Below are 21,476 nucleotides of genomic sequence, written 5' to 3'. Positions count from 1 at the left end.
AATTTTTCTACTTTGTCTTCACTTAAGTAAATATAGCAAAAATAGCATAACTTTGAATTTATACATAAAACTTTACACTAATCTGAGATTCTAGCGCTCTTCTATAACTCTGGAGAGAGAATAATCCAAGCGATTAGAAATCGCGGCGACACAAACTCTCGTCCGCCTGCGCGGACGAAGGCCAAAATATTGTTTTATTAGCAGCACATTAGATTCTTCTGATTCCTTATGTCAAGCCTGATTGAGATACTCTTACCCTTTACTATGCAATGGGTAATAAATCAGCTTTTGATATGTCTAATAACCTACAAGTAAACAGAAATTCTTACTTGAATAACGTTTAGGCTTTATTGATAATTCAAAAATTTGCACTCACGACTGAGTTCTCAGAACTTTGTGGTAAGCGCGGTACTCCCTAACTAAGGTTTTTGCTAGATCCTAGAGTTATCTATTTCGTCAAAATTGGGCAAACTAAAGTTACATCACAATTAAAGTGCAAATGGTACAAAGCGTCATTATAAATATACCCTTTCTGTTTGTTTGATTTAGTCTCTTGTACCAGTTGTAATAACCATCTTGGTTCCAAACTGGCAGAGCGTGGTTTAAATCCTCTTTTAGGGGATTTAAAAAGCTAGTACACCACTGCCTAAATAAAGCGACGATTGGAAATCGCATAAAAGCTTATCCTATAAGCTCTTTGCGCTCCGACTTCTGCCTTGCAGTACGAGCCTAGAAAGTCATTTATGGGCACAATAATTCAGATATAGGACTCATATTTGATTTTTGAACAAAACTCAGTACACCTTTATTCCTTCTTCCCAGTCCCCAGTCCCTTACCTCTACGAGTGATTCAGAAATCAAAGACGCTCGATAGCGCAGCGTTAGCGACGCAGGAGCGTCTGACTCGCTACCGCTTCGTTATCGGATTGCTATATCAGTTTGAATGCACTTTTCCTCCCAAACACTTACAACCTGCTTTTGGAGTCGAATTTTCTATGTCAGACCCTAACATTGGTCGCTTACTCAGCAAACGCTACCAACTCCAGGAGTTAATCGGTACTGGAGCAATGGGTCGAGTTTATCGTGCTAAAGATACTTTATTGGGAGGTGTACCCGTTGCAGTTAAGTTTCTTGCTCTATCAATCCAAAATGAAAAGATGCGATTGCAAGACCGCTTTGAGCGAGAAGCAAAAACCTGTGCTTTACTAGGGCAAAAAAGCATTCACATTGTCCGAGTTATGGACTATGGCGTAGATGATAATAATACCCCGTTCTACGTCATGGAATACTTACAAGGACAAAGCCTGAACAATATTATTCGCAAGGAACGACTGCCTTTAGCAAGATTCCTGAGTATGGCGCGTCAACTCAGCCTGGGATTACAGTGCGCCCATGATGGTATCCCAGTTGAGGGTACTATTTGCCCAATTATCCATCGCGATATCAAGCCAAGTAATATGCTGGTGATTCAAGATCCCAGTTTCGGGGAATTGGTCAAGGTTCTAGATTTTGGTATTGCTAAATTATTACAGTCAGATGGCGACCATACAAAATTCTATTTGGGGACATTGGCTTATTCTTCTCCCGAACAAATGGAGGGTAAGGAATTAGACAACCGTGCTGATATTTATAGTTTGGGCGTCATGATGTTTGAGATGCTCACGGGCAAAATGCCACTGGTGGCACCAACTCACTCTTTTGGAGCATGGTATAAAACACATCACTATCAAAAACCACGTTCTTTTGCTGAGGTTGCGCCTGGATTAGAACTACCAAGAGAACTCGAAAATTTGGTGATGAGTTGTCTTGCTAAGGTAGCACGCGATCGCCCCCAAAGTATCAATGAAATCCTCAAAGTTCTAGCGTCTCTAGAAAAGCCCGAGCATACACGCAAAGTTAAACAAGACAGCCATGCCCTAGTTCCTACTACTATAGTTAGTCCTGAGCTTGAACAAAAGACAAAAGCCGATTTGCGGGTATCCTGGTCTAACGATGAAATCGCTCGTGCCATTTCCTGGCCCCCCAATAAGCCAATTGCCGATATTGTCTTTCCCCAGGCCATTCATATCAGTGGGGAGGCTTTACCAGCTTTATGGGTGATGCTACCGCAGGAGGAAATTCAAAAACGCTTACTCTGTACCCGCTATAACCAATTTCTGTTCATCTCTCTTCCCCATCCCATGCTGCTATGGATTACTGTCATCTACAACCGTAAGCATGGTGCTAAATGGTTGCCTTACTACCTCGATCTCAAAAGCAGTCTTGGTCAAGAAATTGTCCGGTTACTACAGCACACGGGTTACTACCGCTTGTTATTCTTTGCACGAGAAACACCAAATCGCTGTACCCATATCTTACTTTCCAGCGTTGCTTCTGCCCAGCGCCAACGACTGCAAGAGTGGGTCGCAATGAGTAACACGCTGGTGTCTTCTGCCGACCCGCAAATCAGTAAGAGGTTACTAAAAAGTGAGTACGAAAAAATTAAGCCTCAAATTATCACAAAACTGGAAAGTATTGACACAGATTCCCCATACGATCTTTGCAGCTAGGAATAATTTTTTAATGTTACTAAGGGCTGGTCACTACCGGAATGTAAACTTTTATAAACAAAGTATATATAAAGATGTAAGTTCTAGTTATATGTATAAAGGAGTGAAATTGGTAGCTGCTAAAGCAGTGCTATCTGAGCTCTCTCTGAATTTTCTTGTGTAGATATTCCAGGAAATTGTAAATTTACGCAGGTGTGGTTCTCAGACTAGACAAAACAAAAAAGAGTTTGGCCTACAATGGTAAAGTTAAGTCTAGACTCCAGCAAATATACCGTAGACAATGTTTACTATTTCGTTCGTTTTGTGAATTGAAATTTTGCGTCCCTCTTGTAGAGTAACTTATCGAAGTTGACGCCCCGACATCCCCAGCTCTTTTCCTCCTTGGAACCAAGCAAGAGAAGGAGGTCGCCCACTGCGACATTAGAACGACTCTATGCCATAGTGGAACCGGAATCTAAGCCCCACTGATGCTTCAGAAGTTCTTGATAGGTTGCCTCACGCACGACCATTTGCTCATAGAGCTTTACTAAAAAGTCTTTAGCTTGCTCGTGGCTCATGTTCTGCACCTGAGTGGAAAATGAGCAAATGCTGAATTGCTGTTCCAAGGATAGTTTCATTGGTTGATTCATAATTAACTCCGAAAAAACAACGTGTAAAGGTGATATCGCTCACAGAAGTCCAAATGGGATAAGAATTGGACTGATATCTGTCCAAAATTTGTTCCTCTGTATTAAGAAAGATAACAACTGTTTGACAGATTGCCTACATCCTAAATGTGGAATTTTTCTGATCTGATATCTTGCACCTAATCCTACTGATATACCACCCAAGTCAACCGAACCATATTCCGGAAAATAGGCTCTATTTAGTCTCAGATAAGTATAACTACCTCCCTAACTCACTATTGCTCGATCTAACTCTTCTTTGAGGAGAATATTAGATGCTACCCTTAAGCGTCTTGGTCTTTTTGCTTAAAAAACCTAAGATGCTGTCTGCTCCAGTATAGAGGAAGCTTGAGAGGGCAGGAATTTTAAGGAGGTTGGGAAATGAATGGTAATAAGCGTGAATTATAGTCGCTCTACCTTATTACGTGCAAGATGTCAATTCACCAATTTATGCAAATTTAGCCTCATTAGGTGATTTTGGAGGCTAAAAATATTTGTATCAAATTGTAAAAAGGAAAAATGCTCACACTGAACAAATTACTGAGTATATTTACCGGATTAATCATTTTCAGTTGTTCTTTATCTTGGAAAATGACAAATGACCAATGACTAATGACTAATGACTATTTTCTTCGAGTGAGAGGATGACAACTGTGATGTTATCGTGCCCTCCGTGGTCTTTGGCAGCCTCAACTAGAGAGATTGCTGCTTTATCAAGCCAAGGAGTGTCTTGGAGGCAGCTAGCAATCTTTTCCTCGACAAGTTCTTCTGTAAGACCATCACTACATAAGAGCAAGCGATCGCCAACTTTTACGTCTAGTGGTTGTACATCAATCTGATGCAAGTCTTCACGCCCCAAACAGCGAGATAATACATGACGAAAAGGATGCGATCGCGCTTCTTCAAAGGTGATGTCACCGATTTTGATCGCCCGTGCAACCCAAGTGTGATCTTCTGTTACCTGTTCTAATTGCAACTCCCGAAAGCGATACAGACGGGAATCCCCAACATGAGCGCACCAGGGGGACTCTGGGGCGCGAAAAATTACCGCTACAACCGTTGTACCCATATCGGCGCGTTCGGGATGGCTTTGCTGATCTTGCAAAATCGCTTCATTAGCACCCCACAAAGCTTGCTCTAGCAGTTCTTGAGAAGATTTAGAAGATTCCCAATTGGCGACTAAATAAGCCTGAATTTCTTCAGCGGCAATCCGACTTGCTTCTTCACCTCCGGCATGACCACCCATGCCATCGGCGACAATGAAAAACCGCCCTTCTGGGTCAATATAGTAAGCATCCTGATTATTAGAACGAATAAGTCCCGGATCGCTAAAACCCGTGAAATTAAGTTTCATAAATTTTGCTGCAACAATTAATACATACGATCGTAACGGTCGAGGCGTGAAAGTAGTCGGATCAAGATCACTGAAAGCCCAGCTGCAATTAAACCAGGCAGCAGTGCTAGCCATACATAATCCTTAACCACTAGGATAGTAGCTGAAAGCGTGAAACCGCTGATCAACAGAGCATAGCTGATTGAGAGCTGAATACTGCTCTGTCGTCGCAGCAGGCGTTCAGTTTCTATAGACCGAACGCGCAAGCGCATGTCTCCCTGCTCTAGCTTTTCTAGTGTATCCTCTAATCTACGTGGTAGACCAAAGGCGGTACTACTTACCTGAGCTGCTTGGCGACTTAATTCGTTAAGAAAGCTATTCCCCTCAGAACCATTCATATCGGTCATAAGTTGCATTGCATAAGGTTTGGCAACTTCCATAAAGTTAAATTCTGGATCTAAGCCTTTGCCTACCCCTTCTAGGGTAGAAAAGGCTCGCATCACAAAAGTGAAAGTTGCTGGAAATCTAAATGGCTGATTATAAGCTATTTCGTAAAGGTCGTCACTGATTGCTGCGACTGATTGGTTCTCAAAGGGCTTATCCATGAAATTGTCCAGCATATACTGGACAGAACGCCGTACTGGCCCCATATCATCGGTTGGGGCGATCGCGCCTAAATCGATGAGAGACTGGACAACGCGATCGCCATCTTTTTGAGCAATACCAAACAGTGTTTGCATCAATCCTTCGCGGACGTTGGCTTTAATCCGCCCCATCATGCCGAAATCGTAGAATATTAAAGCACCACTCGCACTAACGGCAATATTGCCTGGGTGAGGATCGGCGTGGAAAAAGCCACTATTGAGTAATTGTAGTAAGTAGGCTTGAGCGCCTTGACGAGCGATCGCCTTTCGATCCAAACCTGCTGCTTCTAAAGCTTCGTATTGGCTAATTTTAATTCCAGGGAGATATTCTAAAGTCAGCACTCTAGAAGTGGCGTAACGCCAGTATACTCTTGGGACATTCACCCAATCGTAGCCGCGAAAGTTCCGGCGGAAAGTATCGGCGTTACGACCTTCATTAAGATAATCAATTTCTTCCCAAAGAATGCGGCAACATTCTTCGTAAATACCCAACCAATCTCGTCCCCGTCCCCATTTGGGATGGTTTTGAAAGTAGCGGGTAATTCCCTTGAGAATCTGTAAATCTATTTCAAATAACTTCTTTAGTCCAGGACGTTGCACCTTGACAACAACCGATTCCCCAGTATGCAGTATAGCTTTGTGTACTTGCCCCAAACTTGCAGCAGCTAAGGGAATCGGTTCAAAATTATGGAAGAGTTCAGGAATTTTTTTGCCTAATTCTTTCTCAATGATCGCTTCTACTTGCTCATAGCTAAATGCCGGTACTTTGTCTTGTAACTTGGCCAGTTCTTCTACATATTCACCAGGAAATATATCAGCACGGGTAGAAAACAATTGCCCAACTTTGATAAAGGTTGGCCCTAAATCCAGTAGGGTATTACGAATCCAGACTGCTTGGGTTTTGCGCCTTGTAGCTTGCTTTGCCTCAGTCACACCACCCGGATAACTCCAAGATTTGTTGTATAGCCAAAGTTTGAACAATAAGGTCAAGACAAAAGACCAAATGTCCACAAAACGCCGTCTGCTAGAGTATTTTTCCCGATTCCAACGGTATGCCTTCTCTGAATAACCTTGTTCCATATACTTTGTGTACCGTTGGTTTGCGACCGAATCACTTGGAAGAACAGACACTCTGATTCCTAAACTGTTTTTTCTTAAGTGTCCTTTGTCATTTGTCTTACCCTGCGGGAAGCCGCTGGCGCGTCTATGTCATTCGTACATAATTTTTCACCAATGACTAATGACCAATGACTAAAATTTATGCAGAAGTTCGGCGATAATGTTGCAATTCTGTTCGTAAGAGGGCAATTTCTGCTCTTAATTCGTCAATATCTGCTTGCAAGTCACCGGAATCAGAACTGGCTTGCCCAGTACTTGCGGTAGATTGACCAGCATTAGCTGATTCTGTTGCCCGATTTGCCCGCTCTAGGACTTCTTCTGTAAACTGGCGCAGCTGCTCTCTAGCTTCTGCATCAAATTTGCCCAGATCGCTCAAAGCATCGGTCAAGGCGACCTCTAAACGCTCATTAACTACTTCTGCTACCGCTCTGCCTACGAAAAAGGCTTGCACAAGGGGATTACTCATAAATTTTTGTTACGTTGCACCGCAAGAGAATTATAACTTGCCTGTATGCTTTGCGGCTTCTGTTGTTGAGCTATAAATTTACATGAGGCGATCGCTTTATTGATCGCATTCCAGCAACTCTCGATAATATTGCTCTGGTGTACTCGGTAAATAAGTCGTCGTTTGCAAAGTTTGTTCCTTCAATTTAAAACCTTGGGTAATGTTAATCCGGCTGAGAAAATCGATATCGTGGGAAATTACCCAAATCGCTCCTTGGTAATCATTGATACCTACTACTATTTGTTCAACAGTTTCAATATCCAGGTTATTAGTTGGCTCATCAAGAATCAGCAGATCGATTTCTGAGATACTAATCATAGCGATCGCTAGTCTTGCCAATTCACCCCCACTCAGTATAGAGGCGCTTTTGTGAACATCATCATATTTAAAGAGGAAGTGTCCCAACTGTTGACGCAAAAGCTGATAGCTGAGATCAGAATTGGCAGCTTGCATATTTTCCAGAATTGTGAATTTTCGATTTACGAATTTGTAGGTTTGATCGAGATATACAGCTTTCATCGTTGGTGTGAGCAAAACCTCACCTAATTCTAAAACAGCTGTTTGGTTTTCCATCCCCAAAATTGCCTTGAGCCTGTATTGGGGCTGAGTTGACTTGCAAGTATCTTGAGTAGGGTTGATTTTCCTATTCCGTTACGACCAACCAAAGCAATGCGATCGCCTGCTTCAATACTTACCTGAACCCCTTGAAACAAAGTTCTATCTACGCTGAGTTTATATGCTAAATTCTCAGCTAACAATATTGATTTTTTCTGCATTATTTTCAAACCTCAATTCGCAAACTTCCACCCGCGTATTTGCAAAACTTACGGGTAGATTAGACACAAAAAAACTTAGCCGCAGACACTCGTCAAACGGTTCTATATAGATAGGATTAATGACAATATTTTTAGTGCATGACTATGTGAAGTAACCCTGTCAAGCTAGTTGCGTTTATTCTTCGTTGACATTTATTGCTTTGGTGCAACAGGTCTTTGGTACTACTTCATTTCTACTATCTCGTTGGAGTTGTGATGATGTTTGATATTGACTACAGTGTAACACTAAGGAATTTCCGAAGGGTAGCGATCGCTATGCCGTCAAGCTTATCGCTTGAACAAAAAGATTACTATATATAATAACTAACTATGAGTATAGGTCAATCTATGTCTACCAAACATATCGCAGAGTATTTCAACTTTCTCTCTTCTGAAGACATTAGATTGAAAGACTCAAGAATTGGTCTTGAAACAATTCTTTATGAATACATTGATTGTGGACGTTCTCCAGAAGAAATTGCCCAAATTTATCAAACAATATCTTTAGAGCAAGTGTATGCAACAAGTCTTTATTATCTGCAAAACAAAGAAACTGTCAGTGCTTACATCAAAAACTGGATAGAACACGTTCATAGAATGCGAGAACAACAGAGGCTTAATCCCCCGCCAGTGTCAGAAAAACTGCGCCAACTCCGAATTGAAAGACAAGCTAAACAGCAAGCATGACACTGCAATATCTGATTGATGAAAATGTCAATCCTGTATATCCAAATCAAATTAGACTACGAGAGAGAACCTGAGATTGCGATCAAAGTGGTAGGAGAATCAGGAACTCCACCAAAAAGTACACTCGATCCAGAAATCCTGTGTTGGTGTGAGGACAATAATTTTATATTAGTAACAAATAACCGAACTTCTATGCCAGTACATTTAGCTGAACATATCGCTGTTAATCGTCACTCACGTACCAGGAATTTTTATCCTCAATCCAAATTTAAGTATTAGTGAAAATATAGAAGAACTCATAATAGTTGCTTTGGCATCAGAAGACGATGAATATCAAGACATAATAGTTTATTTACCCTTACCCTAAAAATAGGCGATCGCCTACGGTAAGCTATGCGATCGCTAACTACAACACTGCTAAAATAAATCCATAACTACTTGATGCCCTATCCATTCTATGACCATAGCTCAAGAATTAGATGATCAAAAAGGCATCTGCCAAGATGTTATATTTCCCCCTGGTGATTTATATAGTGACGAGCCTCCCTTGGAAAGCGAACTTCATTTAGAGCAGATCATGCTCTTACTCAAATGCCTAAAATGGCTGTGGCGAGATAGAAATGATTTCTATGCGGCGGGAAATCTGACTATCTACTACAGTCCACGCCAACGAAAATCAGAACACTTCCGAGGGCCAGACTTTTTTGTAGTGCTGGGAACTGAACGTAAAACCCGTAAAAGTTGGGTAGTCTGGGAAGAAGATGGCAAATATCCGAATGTAATTCTGGAAATTCTGTCTGACTCAACAGCTAATACTGACAAAGATTTAAAGAAAACAATTTATCAAGATACCTTCCGCACACCCGATTATTTTTGGTTCGATCCTTTCACACAAGAATTTGCAGGATTTCATTTAGTAGATGGAGAATATCAACCTCTACAACCAAGTGGGCAAGGATATTTATGGAGTCATCAACTAGGGTTAAATCTGGGAGTTTATCAGGGACTATTGCGGTTTTTTACACGAGATGGGCAATTAGTACCAACACCTGAAGAAACCGCAGAACAAGCTGAACAAAAGGCTGAACAAGCCGAACAAAAAGCTGAACAAGCTGAACACAAGGCTGAACAGTCACAACAACAAGCAGAACAAGCCGAACAAAAGGCTGAACGTTTAGCAGCAAAACTGCGGGAGTTAAATATCGATCCAGATACAATTTAGACCAGAGCTATTTTATTTAGGATAGTGTTGTACTAAAAACTCCTCAGCTTCAGCCCTATCTTTAATTACTCCATCTAAGGTAGCAGTAACTATATCATCTAATATTTGCCGATACTGTGGCCCTGGTGTGTAACCCAGTTTCTTTAAATCATTGCCATTCAATAGTGGCTGCACATTAGCCAAAACAGTTAGATATTCCCAAATCTGATGTCTAAGCGATCGCGGGCTTTGCACAGCGATTAAAATCAGCATTGGTAAATCGTACTTTCGCAACAGCTGTACTACTTGACTGGGACTTTGACATTTAGGCAAAGATTCCATCATCTCAGTTTGGGCAGAAGCCAAGTTTTGTAAGCGTTTAATGCCATCTTCTTGTAGTTGCAGATTTTTTGCTACTTTCGCCCGATATTGTGGTTCTAAATAGGCGATTAACGTTTCTAAGCGCATTTCCCAATGGATGAGGGTTGGTTGCGGGTCAAATCGCCGCAAACAGCGTTCTAATAAACGTAATTGTTGTAGGACTTCCACATCTAGCTTCAGAGTAGGATGGATACATTGCAATGCCCCTAAATTATCGAGTAACTGTAAAGCCGATTTCCAGTAGGGGGCTTCTAGGATGTGTTTTAATTCTGTTTTCAGTCGAGTTTGCAGGGCTGGAGTTCTGCTATTCTCTTGAGCAGTGCGATCGTAAACACCACTGTTGATTGCATAGCGGATAAACTCTTCAGTTTGCGGTTCTATCTGAAATCCAAAGCGCACAGCAAAACGCACACCGCGATAAATGCGGGTGGGGTCTTCTATAAAGCTGTTGGCGTGTAAAACTCGAATTTGTTTAGCTTGTAAATCGAGTAATCCGCCAAAAAAATCGAGTAATTCACCAGCACGGGGAGTAGTAAGCCGCAAAGCGAGAGCGTTGATGGTAAAATCTCGGCGATATAAGTCTTGCCGAATGGAACTCGCCTCAACCTCTGGATTTGCTGCTGGGTAAGGATAAAATTCTGTCCTAGCGGTGGCAATATCTATCCAAAGAGAATCTAATTCTGCGTCTTTGTGCCACAGCAAAGCAGCAGTTTGAAAAGCCCCGTGGATTTCTAAACGAGCCGCAGGGTAAAGTTGTTGGAGTGCTTTTGCTAGTTCCACACCAGCACCAACATCTGCTGATTTGTGAAAACCATCAACTACTAGGTCAATATCTTTAATCATCAAGCTACCTGCTGTCTCAGCTAGCAGCAAATCCCGTACCGCACCCCCAACTAAATAAAGATGCCAACCCCGTTTTTCTGCTTCTTGTGATGCGATGGTGAGTAATTGCCATAGCTGAGGAGCAAGTTTATTTTGCAATTGCGGGAGACTAATATTACTTTTCCCCCTCTGTACTTCTCCCCCTCCTTCGTCTTCATCCTTTTCTTGATGTAATTCGCGTAAAACATCAGTACGGGTGACAAGACCAACTAACTGCCCATTTTCTAATACTGGTAAACGTCCGATATCACAAATCACCATTAGCGATTCAATTTGTGGCAGTGTCGTATCTGGTGTAATTGTTTTCAGATTTCTTGTCATGTATCCCTTGACTGGCGCATGACTAAATCCGTGGTGTAAGGCAATATCAAGATCCCGGCGTGAAATAATACCTACTAGTTGCCCTTGAGTATCGACTACAGATAAACCAGAGTGTCCATAGCGCAATAAAATGCGCTGTGCCTCAGTAATTGTAGTTTCAGGGAGAATTGTACGGACAGGAGAGGACATCAAATCCCTGGCGGTGAGGGGGTGAGGAACCTGCGCTTTTAAACCGTCTAGGAGTTGTTTTAATATTGCTTGTGAATCCACTCCTCTTAGATTTAGTGATGCGGCTTGAGAATGACCGCCGCCTCCTAGAAGTTGAAATAATAGGTTAAGATTCGTTTTGGGAATTTGCGATCGCCCAATTACTGTTAAACGTGAATCACTTTCACCCAAAGAATACTCATTAGCCAACAGTAAAGCATCAATTTCGGTTAATTCCACAAGTTCTGATGCCAAGCTGGATAACCCTGGTACAAAAGCATCGGTTTTTAAAGTTACCCAAGCAAGCGTATATCCATGTAGGCAAAGATATTCTAAATTTTCCAGCGCCTCAGTTAATAGCTGTTGTAATTGCAAAGACAAACCAGGGTCACGGTAGCTAGAAATTACCGACAAACTAGCACCTTGTTGCATCAACCAAGCCAAAGCGAAAGCATCCCGTGGTGTAGACTGGTCAAAGGTCAAGGAGCCAGTGTCAACATGGATACCCAAAGCCATCACTGTTGCTTCAGCAGAAGTCAGAGAAATATGCTGTTGTTGCAATTGCTCCACAATTAAAGTTGTGGTGGCTCCGACTGAAGAAATATGCGATCGCGTCGCGGGAATATCTGATTCTTGTCCTAAGTGATGGTCATAAACTATAATTTCTTTGAGATTGGGTAAATCTAACCACTCAGCAGCTTTACCCAAGCGATCGCGCTGTTGCGTATCCACCACAGTCAGAGAACGAATTTTTTCTGGATTCACCGAACGGCGTTCAATCAGCGGATATTCATCCCGATGTAATGCTAAAAAATCCCTTACAGGAGGGTGAGAACCGCCAGTCAGCACAATCTTACTTCCTGGTAATAGGCGCGTTAAGCCTACCGCCCCTCCTAGCGCATCAAAATCTGCTGTTGTGTGGCAAAGAATTAAATCCATAGTTAAGAGTCATTGGTCATTAGTCATTAGTCATTGGTACTTAGACAAACAGAGAAGTCTAAGCAGAGGCTTCGGACGCTCGCGTACCAGTTGGTGCAATTCATCGCAGGCATCAGAGCTTCAAAGACAAATGACTAAAATGTTACAATTTCTGCTAGCTTAAAAATAATAAGAAAGTGGCAGTGTCGCCCTTTAAGGATATTCTATCCTTAGTATTTAGCTGTATTGGGAGAAGCAAAAATGACCATAATATTCCAATTTGCCTTGATAGGTCTAGTTCTGTTGTCTTTTGTCCTGGTTGTTGGCGTCCCTGTTGCTTACGCCACTCCCCAAAATTGGGTTGAATCTAAAAAACTACTCTGGGTTGGTTCTGGTGTCTGGATTGGTTTGGTATTTTTAGTTGGTTTGTTAAACTTTTTTGTCGTGTAGGCGACGGCTTCGCTCTGGGGTAGGCACTTAATATAAGAACTAGAGGGGCAGAAAAGCCAAGGTCAAAGACCAAAGGAAAAAAGGAGAAATTTTTCCGATTTCCTTTTTTCTAACCATGCTTTCCTGCTCCTCTACATTTAAATAAGAAATGTATATTGACCAAAACTATAGTTGATAAAGAGGCAGTCATGGCAGTTTTCGAGGGAACTTTTACCCAAACGGAGCCTTTGCGGTTTGCAGTGGTGATTGGTCGATTTAATGACCTTGTTACCGGAAAGCTGCTAGAGGGATGTCAAGATTGCTTGAAACGCCACGGTGTAGATCCTAACCCCAACGGTAATCAGGTGGACTATGTTTGGGTTCCAGGAAGTTTTGAGGTACCTTTAGTAGCCCGCCAACTAGCACTTTCTCATCGTTATGATGCTGTAATTTGTCTAGGTGCAGTCATTCGAGGGCAAACACCCCATTTTGATTACGTATCCGCCGAAGTTTCTAAAGGCATTGCCGCCGCTAGTTTTCAAACTGGAGTGCCAGTAATTTTTGGCATTTTGACAGTAGATACTATGCAGCAAGCCTTAGAACGGGCAGGCATCAAAGGTAATCATGGTTGGGATTACGCCCTGAACGCCCTAGAAATGGCTAGCCTGATGCGGCAACTGCGTTCTAACCTGGCAGAGCCATATTCTCGAAATAGCCAGTCTTTGCCAGCTTCCTTTCAAAGTGCCAGCGTTGGCAATTTAACAGTGGAGTCAGAAGAACTGGGCTAAATGAGTCATTAGTCATTTGTCCTTTGTTGTTCACCAATGACCAATGACCAATGACCAATGACTAAATTAAGGGGTTGACAATTAGAAATAAATCTGAGATATTTATATTTGGCAATAGATTGCGGGTATAGCTCAGTGGTAGAGCGTCACCTTGCCAAGGTGAATGTCGCGCGTTCGAATCGCGTTACCCGCTTCCAAGTAAACCTCTTAGAGTCAAAAACTCCAGGAGGTTTAGTGTTTTCAGGGTGCATTGAAGTGTTTCTCAATTCTCGCTTGGATTTTGGATTTTGGTGTGAGGGCTACTTAGTCGCTAAGATGTCAGAGTGAGCCTTCAAACTGCTCAGTGAAAATCAGTTGAGTTTTACTAATAGTAATTACTCTGAGCATTCCATCTGTGGCAATCATTGTTTAAATTGGTATTACCACTTGCTAAGAAATATAAAACCCAGCTTTAGACTAATCTAGATAGGCATTAGCTTGGCTACAATCTTTACAGGTGTTATCAATTCGTTTTGTAGGGTTTGTTGGTATCTATTATTTATGAGCGTAGCCTTCCCAAACGATTTGTTTTCGGAGTGGTCGCCATCGTAAGCTTAAAATTGTTCCAGGTGTGTCAGCATACATAAGAAATGCCCAAAAATGCAACTACATTACCTTGAAAGCGATAGATGAAGAGAAGGAAGTTTTTAAACAAGATTGCTAGCTACGGGAAAAACTACAAACAGATGAGTCCGTAGTTATATGATAATTACGATACTTAGATTTAGAAGCATCTACTGTTTGCGCTCATGGCGATGTTTGCAAGCTGGTCTATGTATATCAAGAGAGAAGCCTTATTAGGCATTTACCAAGTTACTATATCCTCGCAGTCCGTGTAAAACACGCTCAAGTTATTAGAACGCTTGTGCAATCTCAAAAACCTGAAAAAATCGATTTCAATGCTGAATACCCCTGTCCCTGTCGTCGCCGGGGTCAGTTAATTCCGATTACGTTGACAGAAGCATTTGGTTGCGATCGCTGTCAGCAAATCTTTGTTGTAGAAGATAATGGTCATGTCCTAGAACAGCTTTCTACCACCTATCCCTACAAACGGGCTTGGCGGTGGATGGGAAATAGTTGGCATGTTGTCCATCCCCGCTTGGGAGAAAGCTATCTGCCTATAGCGCTCGGCATTATTTTCGTGCTAGTGATTATATGGCTACCATTAGCACTGCGATTAGCAAATGGTTCTAGCATTATTGCTTGGGCAATGGTGGCAGTGCTATTAGCTATCCTACCAGCACTAATGGTCTGGCTTACCTACAGACGTTAACTCAATGACTGTTGAAGTTTTGGACGATCACCCCGAACCGATTACTAGTGCCCAACGAGCCTATCAAGCTTCCCTAAAGTTGGGGATCACAAAGGGGGCAGACCGGAGTCGTGCAGTATTGGCGATGGCACAGGCGCTTGAGCGCTCATTTGACGACATTCTCGAAGCCAATACCTTGGATTTAGAAGCCAGTCGAGAAATGGCAGTGCCAGAGTTGATATTGGACTGGCTAAAGCTGACTCCCACAAGGCTGGAGATGACAGTAGACATTTTACAACGGTTGGGGGAATTATCAGATCCGCTGCGACGCGTCAGAACTGCTGATTATCAACTGGGAGATTCCCAGAGTTACACCCAGTTAATGCCCTTGGGAGTGATTGGATTTATTTATGAAGCTTTTCCCGATTTAGGAGCGATCGCAGCGGGTTTTTGTATTAAAACTGGCAATAGTATAATTCTCAAAGGTAGTACTGAAGCTAGTCATTCTAACGCCGCCATCGCTGAGGCACTGCAAAATGCGATCGCCGAAGTTGGCCTACCTCCAGGTTGTGTAGAACTAATCACAGCCGAACATGGTGCTTCAATTCGGGATTTAGTCACTCAAGATGAGTACGTGAATCTGGTGATTCCCTACGGACGTTCTAGCTTGGTGCAGCAGGTAGTACGACAGTCAACTTGCCCAGTTTTAAAGTCCGCAATGGGTAACTGTTATCTCTACTGGTCGCCCAATAGCAGCTTAGAAATGGTGCGCTGGATGATTCTTGATAGCCATCAAAGTGAACCCGATCAAGTCAACGCCATTGAAAAGGTACTAGTTCATCGTCAAGCCTTGCCATCATCCTTAGCAGTTTTGTGGAACAGCTTGATAGAAAAAGGTTTTGAAATTAGAGGGGATGCCGAACTAGTACAAGCCTTTCCCCAGTTACAACTGGTGAAAGAGGGCGAATGGGGAAACCCTTATTTAACTAGGACAGTAGCTTTTAAACTGGTGGATAACTTAGAGACTGCGATCGCCTGGATTAATGAACACAGCAGTGGTCATGCCGACTCTATTGTTACTGAATCTTACCAGGAAAGTCGGCAGTTTGCCTTGGGAGTTAATAGTGCTTCCACTTACATCAACACTTCCCCGCGTTTTTCCCGCAACCCCTCGCGGGGAGATTCTGTGTTTCTCGGTATGTCTAATCAAAAAGGTCATCGGCGGGGATTTATTAGCCTAGAAACCTTGACTACCGTTAAGCATATTGTTCAGGGAAATGGCAGATTTTAAATAATTTGTAATTTATACAGTAGAATTCTGAATTCGGAAGTAAAACTATCTCAAATCACCGTGAAAAATTAAATTCCCCACACCTCAATGGTGCTATCTCTACTCCAAACAAATAGTCTCTGTCCATCTGAGCTAATTGCAAGGCGAGTAATTGACGATGAATGACTTGTGAGACTACAAAGTTCATGTCCTGTAAGAATATTCCACACTTTGATAATTCCATTTTCTAGACTACCACTAAATAAAAAGCGTCGATCGCGGCTGACAGTAATTACAGGCATATACCCTGAAAGACTTAAGGTGCAAATTACTTGTTGTGTTTGCCAATCCCATATTTTATATTTTTGGTCAAAGTTTTTTTCTTCAGTGACTAAAACTTGCGAATTTGAATAGATAAAATTATGGCCCAGATCGGACATATAAATAGAGGAAATTATTCCTTTTACTTGTATATTCCACAATTCAAAAATTCCTCCGTCAACAGCATTTAAAAATGATTGACCATCTGGGCTAAAGGCGATATACCAAAACCAATCTGAGCGCCGATGTGTAGTGAAGATTTTTTCCTTTGTTTTTAGATCCTATACTTCAGCATAATCATTACAATTCCAAAGTCCTAAAACGCGATTTTTGGGTGTGATAGCGATTTGATGAAATTCCTTAGTTGCTTCTGGCTGGAATGTGCAAATTACTTGTTGCGTTTGCGTATTCCACACTTGAATTATGTTGTTATAATTACAAGTAACTGAGGTTTGCAACTCTTGGCTTATATCTACACAAGCTATCCTGCGAAGTTCGTCTGTATACTTCTCAATAGTAAAAAGATACTCAAAAAATAAATATGGGTTGTATAGCTGTAATGCCAGTTTAGCTCTTGGCTCTGTACTTTCCTGAAGTAGCCAATAAGCTGCTTCTTGAACGTCAACCTCTGAGTTCTGTAAAGCTAGAATAATCAAGTCTAAGCCAGCTTCCCCATATTCAAAAGCATCTAGAAGGGCATCAATTTTTTGTTTAACCTTTTCATGCGCCAGCAATTGCTTAACTCTTTCAATCCCTCCTAAAACTGCATCATTAACTGTCATAAATTCTTTACTATTTTGGTGGTGGGTCTCAATCTGCCACAAATTTCTCCTAGTTTCAATCCCCTAATTCAATTTTAAATTTAACAAAATCTTAATTTCCACTTGATCCTGGCTTGGTAGGTTCCTTGTATTTGGTTGAGCAGCAATTAGGAGACAAGTTAAATCAAGCCATTATTTGTGCTTTTCGCAACTGACCCTCCTAAAGTTTGCCGACTGTATTTACATCTGGGTATAAGGTGAATATGGAATTTATGGATGGCACGCGCCTGCTAGCAAATCGGTGCGGAAGGCGGAATTTTTTGTTGGGTGCAGGATTCTTAACGGGGTTAACAGTAGCTAGCCAATTGCATCCAGTATTGGCTACCTCAAGGTTTTCTGGCTATCCGTTCAGTCTTGGGGTTGCCTCTGGCGATCCTTTGCCGGATGCTGTTGTTATCTGGACACGACTGGCTCCAAATCCACTCTCTGGAGGTGGAATGCCACCTGTAAATGTGCCAGTGCAGTGGCAAGTCGCCCTTGATGAAAATATGAGACGGGTAGTGCGGCGAGGAACAGTACTGGCGACACCAGATTTAGCCCACTCAGTCCACGTTGATGTCTGTGGGCTAGACCCTAATCGATGGTACTGGTATCAATTTAAAGTGGGTAGCGAAGTTAGTCCCATTGGACGGACTCGCACAGCACCGGCATCTTATAGTTATACCCAACAACTGAACTTTGCTTTTGTCTCCTGTCAAGACTGGCAAAATGGCTACTATACGGCTTATCGGCATTTAGCTGAGGAAAATCTCGACCTTGTGGTTCATCTGGGTGACTACATCTATGAATACGGGCCACAACCCGGTGGGCCACGCCAGCATAACAGTCCAGAAATCATTACTCTTGCCGATTATCGTAATCGTTACGCTCTGTACAGAACAGACCAGAGTCTCCAAGCTGCTCATGCGGCTTTTCCCTGGATTGTCACTTGGGACGATCATGAAGTTGATAATAACTACGCCAACTTAAGCCCCGAAGACAATCAAACCCAAGAGGGTTTTAGGAAACGGCGAGCCAATGCTTACCAGGCTTACTATGAACACATGCCCTTACGTCGGTCTGCATTGCCCAAAGGCCCAGATGCGCTGCTTTATCGGCGCTTGACTTTTGGTAATTTAGCTGAGTTCAATGTACTAGATACGAGGCAATATCGCACTAATCAACCTTGTGATGATGGACTGAAGCCTCGATGTCCCGGAGCTTTTGATACAAATGCTACTATGACCGGCTCAAAACAAGAGCAATGGCTACGAAAAGGGTTAGACCAGTCGCGATCGCGCTGGAATGTGATTGCTCAACAGGTCATGTTTGCCCAGTACAATTTCAATAGCAGTCCAGGCCCAGGTATCTTCAATATGGATCAGTGGGACGGCTACGTAGCTGCACGTAATCGGCTCCTGAGTTTTCTCAACCAGCGTCAACCTTCTAATCCTGTGGTAATTAGCGGAGACATCCATTCTAGTTGGGTACACGACCTGAAGCTTGACTTCAATAACCCAAGCTCACCAACTGTAGGCACTGAGTTTGTCGGAACTTCAATTACCTCTGACTTTCCCACCTCATTCATCGCTCCATCTCAAGCTGCTCTACCTAATAATCCTCATACTAAGTTCTTTAACGGTGCTTACCGGGGATACGTCCGCTGCAACCTGACTCCAAAACGCTGGCAAAGTGACTACCGCGTTGTCTCAAGCATCGTTGACTTAAATGCCTCTGTCAAAACCCTAGCTTCCTTTGTAGTCCAAAACGGACAACCAGGAGCGCATCTAAATTAACCAAATCTCACAAGCAATCAAACAAACCCCTCAAATTATATTTGGGGGGTTTCAATATAGGATCAAATATGATTCGGATGCTATTGTGTCAGCATTTCTCTGGTGTTCGGATATAGATAGAAATTATATCTGAGTTACCAAAACGATAATAGCCTTAAAAAAGGCGGAAAATACGGGAAATTACCGAGGAGGTTACACTATTTTAGGCAGTAGCGATCGCTTGGTAAAGCTTACACTAAATCAATTTTACTAAAGAGTTATTTTTGGCATTTCTTTGCAATACTTAACTAACTTCTAATTAAAAAAAGTGAACATAGATTAAAAATGATAACTAACATCATAATTTATTAAATTGTTCAGGCTAAATTGAGAGTATGCTTAATAGTTGAAATCTAGTTGAAAGTTTAAGTAACTATGTGCAAATAAACTTAAACATTTGTTTAGTTTTTTATATATTACCATTTATTGGAGTATTAAATACTAAAGGACAAGGTTTATTTGTGTTAACTTACTAACTAGGTTATAGAGCAAGGTGGTGAAAATCCGACCAAAGCCAAGTACTAACAGCGAAAAAAAAAGTAAACTTCACAAAAATACGTAATATGATAAGAAGAATTTTGCTGGCTGTATCAGGATTGGGACACGCAGAAGAAATGCTCAAAACCCTGAAAGAAATCCCTTCAATTCAATCTGCAAAAGTCACAATTTTGCATGTTGTTCAGGCACAAAGTACTGCTGCTACCATGACAAGTAAATGGGAAAATGGTGGTAAAATTCTGGCGAATGCTATTCAAATTTTGAACTTAGATCCTAGCCAGGTTTCTTCCATTTTGCGGGAAGGCGACCCCAAAGATGTAGTTTGCCAAGTAGCTGATGAAATCGATGCTGATTTGATTATTATGGGTTCACGTGGGCTAAAGCGGCTACAATCGATTTTATCAAACTCGGTCAGTCAGTATGTTTTCCAACTATCTTCTCGCCCCATGTTGCTGGTCAAAGATGACATTTATGTTAAAAGAATTAAGCGCATCATGGTGGCAATAGACAACTCTGATTCAGCAAAAAATTGCTTAAAATTAGCATTGTTTTTACTGCGAGATATTCCAGGTGGCGAGTTAATTTTGGCAAATATTAGTACAGATTTAGGTGGTAAAAAATCTGAAATAACTAAAGTTAACTCAGATAAAAATCCAGTTTTAGCGGCTGCTGTTGCAGAAGCAGAAAAACAAGGTATTCAATCTCGTGCTTACATCAGCAGTGGTAAGCCTGGTGAAGAAATTTGTCGATTGGCAGAAGAGTTGAATATAGATTTATTATTGCTCGGTTCTCCAGATCGCCGTCCATCGATCGCTAAGAGTTTTGTTGATATAGACAGACTCATCGGATCTTCCTTGTCTGACTATGTTCGAGTCAATGCTACTTGTCCGGTATTATTAGCGCGGACAATCGCTTAAAGTAAACAGTCCTGAGTATAAGAATTGTTGGACGAGGATAGTAAAGAAATAAGATTTGTCTTGTCTTTACTACTCAGTATGTGCTAATAGCACTAAGTTGATAAATAAAAACCCCTACACTATTGGTGCAGGGGTTATTTATTTTATACACAAACTCTTAACTATCTTTTCCACCTTCGCGGCTAGCAGTTTGGATGTACAGAATTAGTAAAAACACAGCGGGGACTAGTACGAACAAAATGCTCGCTATGAACCCCAGGTCATTAACTTGCATAGCAAGAAAGCCTCTCTTAAATTTCCAGTCAACAACTTTAGGATACCATTATCGATGACCGAGTTATACCAATTCCAAATTCCAAATTCCAAATTTCAATTGAGTAAACTCAATTTTGGTAAGTATTTTGACTACTGACTGGATACAAAATAACTTAAGGCTTCGTGACTACGCTGACTGAGCCATTCACTAAAGTTTGACAGGCAAGGCGGTAATTTTCCGGCTTTTTCTTGAATTTCCGGTTTTCTACGTCTGTGCGGGGAGAAAGATTTGTTAATCCTTCGACTATCTCCACAACGCAAGTACCACATTGACCATTACCACCGCAATTGGTCATCTTGCCAATCAATGTATATATATCAATGCCATTTTGGATCGCCTTGAGCCGGAGATTAGCACCATCCGCCGCCACTACTTCTTTATTTTCTTTAACAAATTTGATATTACCCATAACTGACTCCTCCTTGACTGTAAGCTTGGCTTTCAAGGCTTCATATTGACATGGCTTGATTAAGATCGTATTTATTATATTAATTCATTACAAAATATTAATAAATGTTAACTTTCTAAAATATGGCATCACAAAAAATAGGACAGGTAGAGTACCTGTCCTATAAATTGAAAAATAGATTAACTTACCTAAATCCTACGGCTGCTTGCCAAACGAAAGCAAGCAACAAGAAGAATACGGGGATGACTGGGAGAACGTCTACCAAAGGATCGAAGATTTGGTAAGCTTCAGGCAGTTTTGCTAATAAAAGTGCTGCTTCCATGTTTGTTTAAATCCACCTATCCAACACAGCTTTCATAATTGAGAAGTATCTTA

The 21,476-nt window shown here is 41.7% G+C and carries 22 protein-coding genes and 1 tRNA gene; 11 read left to right on the top strand and 12 right to left on the bottom strand.

Annotation, left to right across the window (positions count from 1 at the left end):
* Nucleotides 1–995: 995 nt before the first annotated feature.
* Complete coding sequence (locus V7L07_RS17935) at nt 996–2,549, top strand: serine/threonine-protein kinase (protein WP_335060125.1); 1,554 nt, start codon at nt 996–998, stop codon at nt 2,547–2,549.
* A 431-nt stretch (nt 2,550–2,980) separates the two neighbouring features.
* On the opposite strand, the gene V7L07_RS17930 is transcribed toward V7L07_RS17935, so the two are convergent.
* The 6 genes from V7L07_RS17930 to V7L07_RS17905 all read right to left on the bottom strand — a co-directional run bounded on the left by V7L07_RS17930 (nt 2,981) and on the right by V7L07_RS17905 (nt 7,591).
* Nucleotides 2,981–3,178 (bottom strand): NblA/ycf18 family protein, encoded by a 198-nt coding sequence (locus V7L07_RS17930; protein ID WP_094348015.1) that lies wholly within the window; start codon nt 3,176–3,178, stop codon nt 2,981–2,983.
* A gap of 652 nt (nt 3,179–3,830) precedes the next feature.
* Nucleotides 3,831–4,568 (bottom strand): Stp1/IreP family PP2C-type Ser/Thr phosphatase, encoded by a 738-nt coding sequence (locus V7L07_RS17925; RefSeq protein WP_334711908.1) that lies wholly within the window; start codon nt 4,566–4,568, stop codon nt 3,831–3,833.
* A gap of 17 nt (nt 4,569–4,585) precedes the next feature.
* The gene (locus V7L07_RS17920; protein ID WP_335060031.1) at nt 4,586–6,271 is read right to left on the bottom strand and encodes an ABC1 kinase family protein; all 1,686 of its coding nucleotides are present in this window, start codon (nt 6,269–6,271) and stop codon (nt 4,586–4,588) included.
* A gap of 178 nt (nt 6,272–6,449) precedes the next feature.
* On the bottom strand, nt 6,450–6,776 hold the full coding sequence (locus V7L07_RS17915; RefSeq protein ID WP_335060029.1) for a DUF6825 family protein: 327 nt from the start codon (nt 6,774–6,776) through the stop codon (nt 6,450–6,452).
* Nucleotides 6,777–6,872: 96 nt separating this feature from the next.
* Nucleotides 6,873–7,388 carry an ATP-binding cassette domain-containing protein gene (locus tag V7L07_RS17910; RefSeq protein WP_335060027.1) on the bottom strand — a complete coding sequence of 172 codons (516 nt, stop codon included), beginning with the start codon at nt 7,386–7,388 and terminating at the stop codon, nt 6,873–6,875.
* Nucleotides 7,364–7,591 (bottom strand): ATP-binding cassette domain-containing protein, encoded by a 228-nt coding sequence (locus tag V7L07_RS17905; protein WP_335060025.1) that lies wholly within the window; start codon nt 7,589–7,591, stop codon nt 7,364–7,366. Before V7L07_RS17905 ends, V7L07_RS17910 begins: the two co-directional genes overlap by 25 nt.
* A gap of 387 nt (nt 7,592–7,978) precedes the next feature.
* Here V7L07_RS17905 and V7L07_RS17900 point away from each other — a divergent pair, with 387 nt between their 5' ends.
* From V7L07_RS17900 to V7L07_RS17890, 3 genes are all read left to right on the top strand, one after another.
* A complete protein-coding gene (locus V7L07_RS17900; RefSeq protein WP_335060023.1) occupies nt 7,979–8,317 on the top strand; it encodes a DUF433 domain-containing protein in 339 nt (112 codons plus the stop codon).
* Nucleotides 8,318–8,341: 24 nt separating this feature from the next.
* Nucleotides 8,342–8,596, top strand: coding sequence for a hypothetical protein (locus V7L07_RS17895; RefSeq protein WP_335060021.1), 255 nt, complete (start codon nt 8,342–8,344; stop codon nt 8,594–8,596).
* A 178-nt stretch (nt 8,597–8,774) separates the two neighbouring features.
* Nucleotides 8,775–9,539, top strand: a complete 765-nt coding sequence (locus V7L07_RS17890; protein WP_335060019.1) for a Uma2 family endonuclease — start codon at nt 8,775–8,777, stop codon at nt 9,537–9,539.
* A 12-nt stretch (nt 9,540–9,551) separates the two neighbouring features.
* Here V7L07_RS17890 and V7L07_RS17885 read toward each other — a convergent pair whose 3' ends face one another.
* The gene (locus tag V7L07_RS17885; RefSeq protein WP_335060017.1) at nt 9,552–12,248 is read right to left on the bottom strand and encodes a CBS domain-containing protein; all 2,697 of its coding nucleotides are present in this window, start codon (nt 12,246–12,248) and stop codon (nt 9,552–9,554) included.
* Between the two features lie 240 nt (nt 12,249–12,488).
* Between V7L07_RS17885 and psbZ the strand changes: the two genes are divergently transcribed.
* The 5 genes from psbZ to V7L07_RS17860 all read left to right on the top strand — a co-directional run bounded on the left by psbZ (nt 12,489) and on the right by V7L07_RS17860 (nt 16,026).
* Nucleotides 12,489–12,677, top strand: coding sequence for a photosystem II reaction center protein PsbZ (psbZ, locus tag V7L07_RS17880; RefSeq protein WP_300415693.1), 189 nt, complete (start codon nt 12,489–12,491; stop codon nt 12,675–12,677).
* 188 nt (nt 12,678–12,865) lie between these two features.
* On the top strand, nt 12,866–13,444 hold the full coding sequence (gene ribH, locus V7L07_RS17875) for a 6,7-dimethyl-8-ribityllumazine synthase (protein ID WP_335060124.1): 579 nt from the start codon (nt 12,866–12,868) through the stop codon (nt 13,442–13,444).
* A 121-nt stretch (nt 13,445–13,565) separates the two neighbouring features.
* A tRNA-Gly gene (locus V7L07_RS17870) sits at nt 13,566–13,637 on the top strand.
* A gap of 711 nt (nt 13,638–14,348) precedes the next feature.
* Nucleotides 14,349–14,756, top strand: coding sequence for a hypothetical protein (locus V7L07_RS17865; RefSeq protein ID WP_041565838.1), 408 nt, complete (start codon nt 14,349–14,351; stop codon nt 14,754–14,756).
* A 4-nt stretch (nt 14,757–14,760) separates the two neighbouring features.
* Nucleotides 14,761–16,026, top strand: coding sequence for a glutamate-5-semialdehyde dehydrogenase (locus V7L07_RS17860; protein ID WP_335060015.1), 1,266 nt, complete (start codon nt 14,761–14,763; stop codon nt 16,024–16,026).
* Nucleotides 16,027–16,094: 68 nt separating this feature from the next.
* Here the strand turns inward: V7L07_RS17860 and V7L07_RS17855 are convergent, their stop codons facing one another.
* Complete coding sequence (locus V7L07_RS17855; RefSeq protein WP_335060013.1) at nt 16,095–16,445, bottom strand: WD40 repeat domain-containing protein; 351 nt, start codon at nt 16,443–16,445, stop codon at nt 16,095–16,097.
* Nucleotides 16,446–16,607: 162 nt separating this feature from the next.
* On the bottom strand, nt 16,608–17,108 hold the full coding sequence (locus V7L07_RS17850) for a hypothetical protein (RefSeq protein WP_335060011.1): 501 nt from the start codon (nt 17,106–17,108) through the stop codon (nt 16,608–16,610).
* A 242-nt stretch (nt 17,109–17,350) separates the two neighbouring features.
* Between V7L07_RS17850 and V7L07_RS17845 the strand changes: the two genes are divergently transcribed.
* Nucleotides 17,351–18,922, top strand: a complete 1,572-nt coding sequence (locus V7L07_RS17845; protein ID WP_335060123.1) for an alkaline phosphatase D family protein — start codon at nt 17,351–17,353, stop codon at nt 18,920–18,922.
* A gap of 602 nt (nt 18,923–19,524) precedes the next feature.
* Nucleotides 19,525–20,376 (top strand): universal stress protein, encoded by an 852-nt coding sequence (locus V7L07_RS17840; RefSeq protein WP_335060009.1) that lies wholly within the window; start codon nt 19,525–19,527, stop codon nt 20,374–20,376.
* Nucleotides 20,377–20,533: 157 nt separating this feature from the next.
* Here the strand turns inward: V7L07_RS17840 and psbM are convergent, their stop codons facing one another.
* From psbM to V7L07_RS17825, 3 genes are all read right to left on the bottom strand, one after another.
* Nucleotides 20,534–20,650, bottom strand: coding sequence for a photosystem II reaction center protein PsbM (gene psbM / locus V7L07_RS17835; protein ID WP_084227279.1), 117 nt, complete (start codon nt 20,648–20,650; stop codon nt 20,534–20,536).
* A gap of 154 nt (nt 20,651–20,804) precedes the next feature.
* Nucleotides 20,805–21,101 carry a 2Fe-2S iron-sulfur cluster-binding protein gene (locus tag V7L07_RS17830; protein ID WP_335060007.1) on the bottom strand — a complete coding sequence of 99 codons (297 nt, stop codon included), beginning with the start codon at nt 21,099–21,101 and terminating at the stop codon, nt 20,805–20,807.
* A 184-nt stretch (nt 21,102–21,285) separates the two neighbouring features.
* Nucleotides 21,286–21,423 carry a photosystem II reaction center protein K gene (locus V7L07_RS17825; protein ID WP_006195022.1) on the bottom strand — a complete coding sequence of 46 codons (138 nt, stop codon included), beginning with the start codon at nt 21,421–21,423 and terminating at the stop codon, nt 21,286–21,288.
* Between the last annotated feature and the right edge of the window lie 53 nt (nt 21,424–21,476).

The organism is Nostoc sp., from assembly GCF_036916985.1.
In the GTDB taxonomy this organism is placed as follows: Bacteria; Cyanobacteriota; Cyanobacteriia; order Cyanobacteriales; family Nostocaceae; genus Nostoc.
Note: the sequence above shows the minus strand (reverse complement) of the source record. Positions and strands in the feature narration are given on the sequence as shown.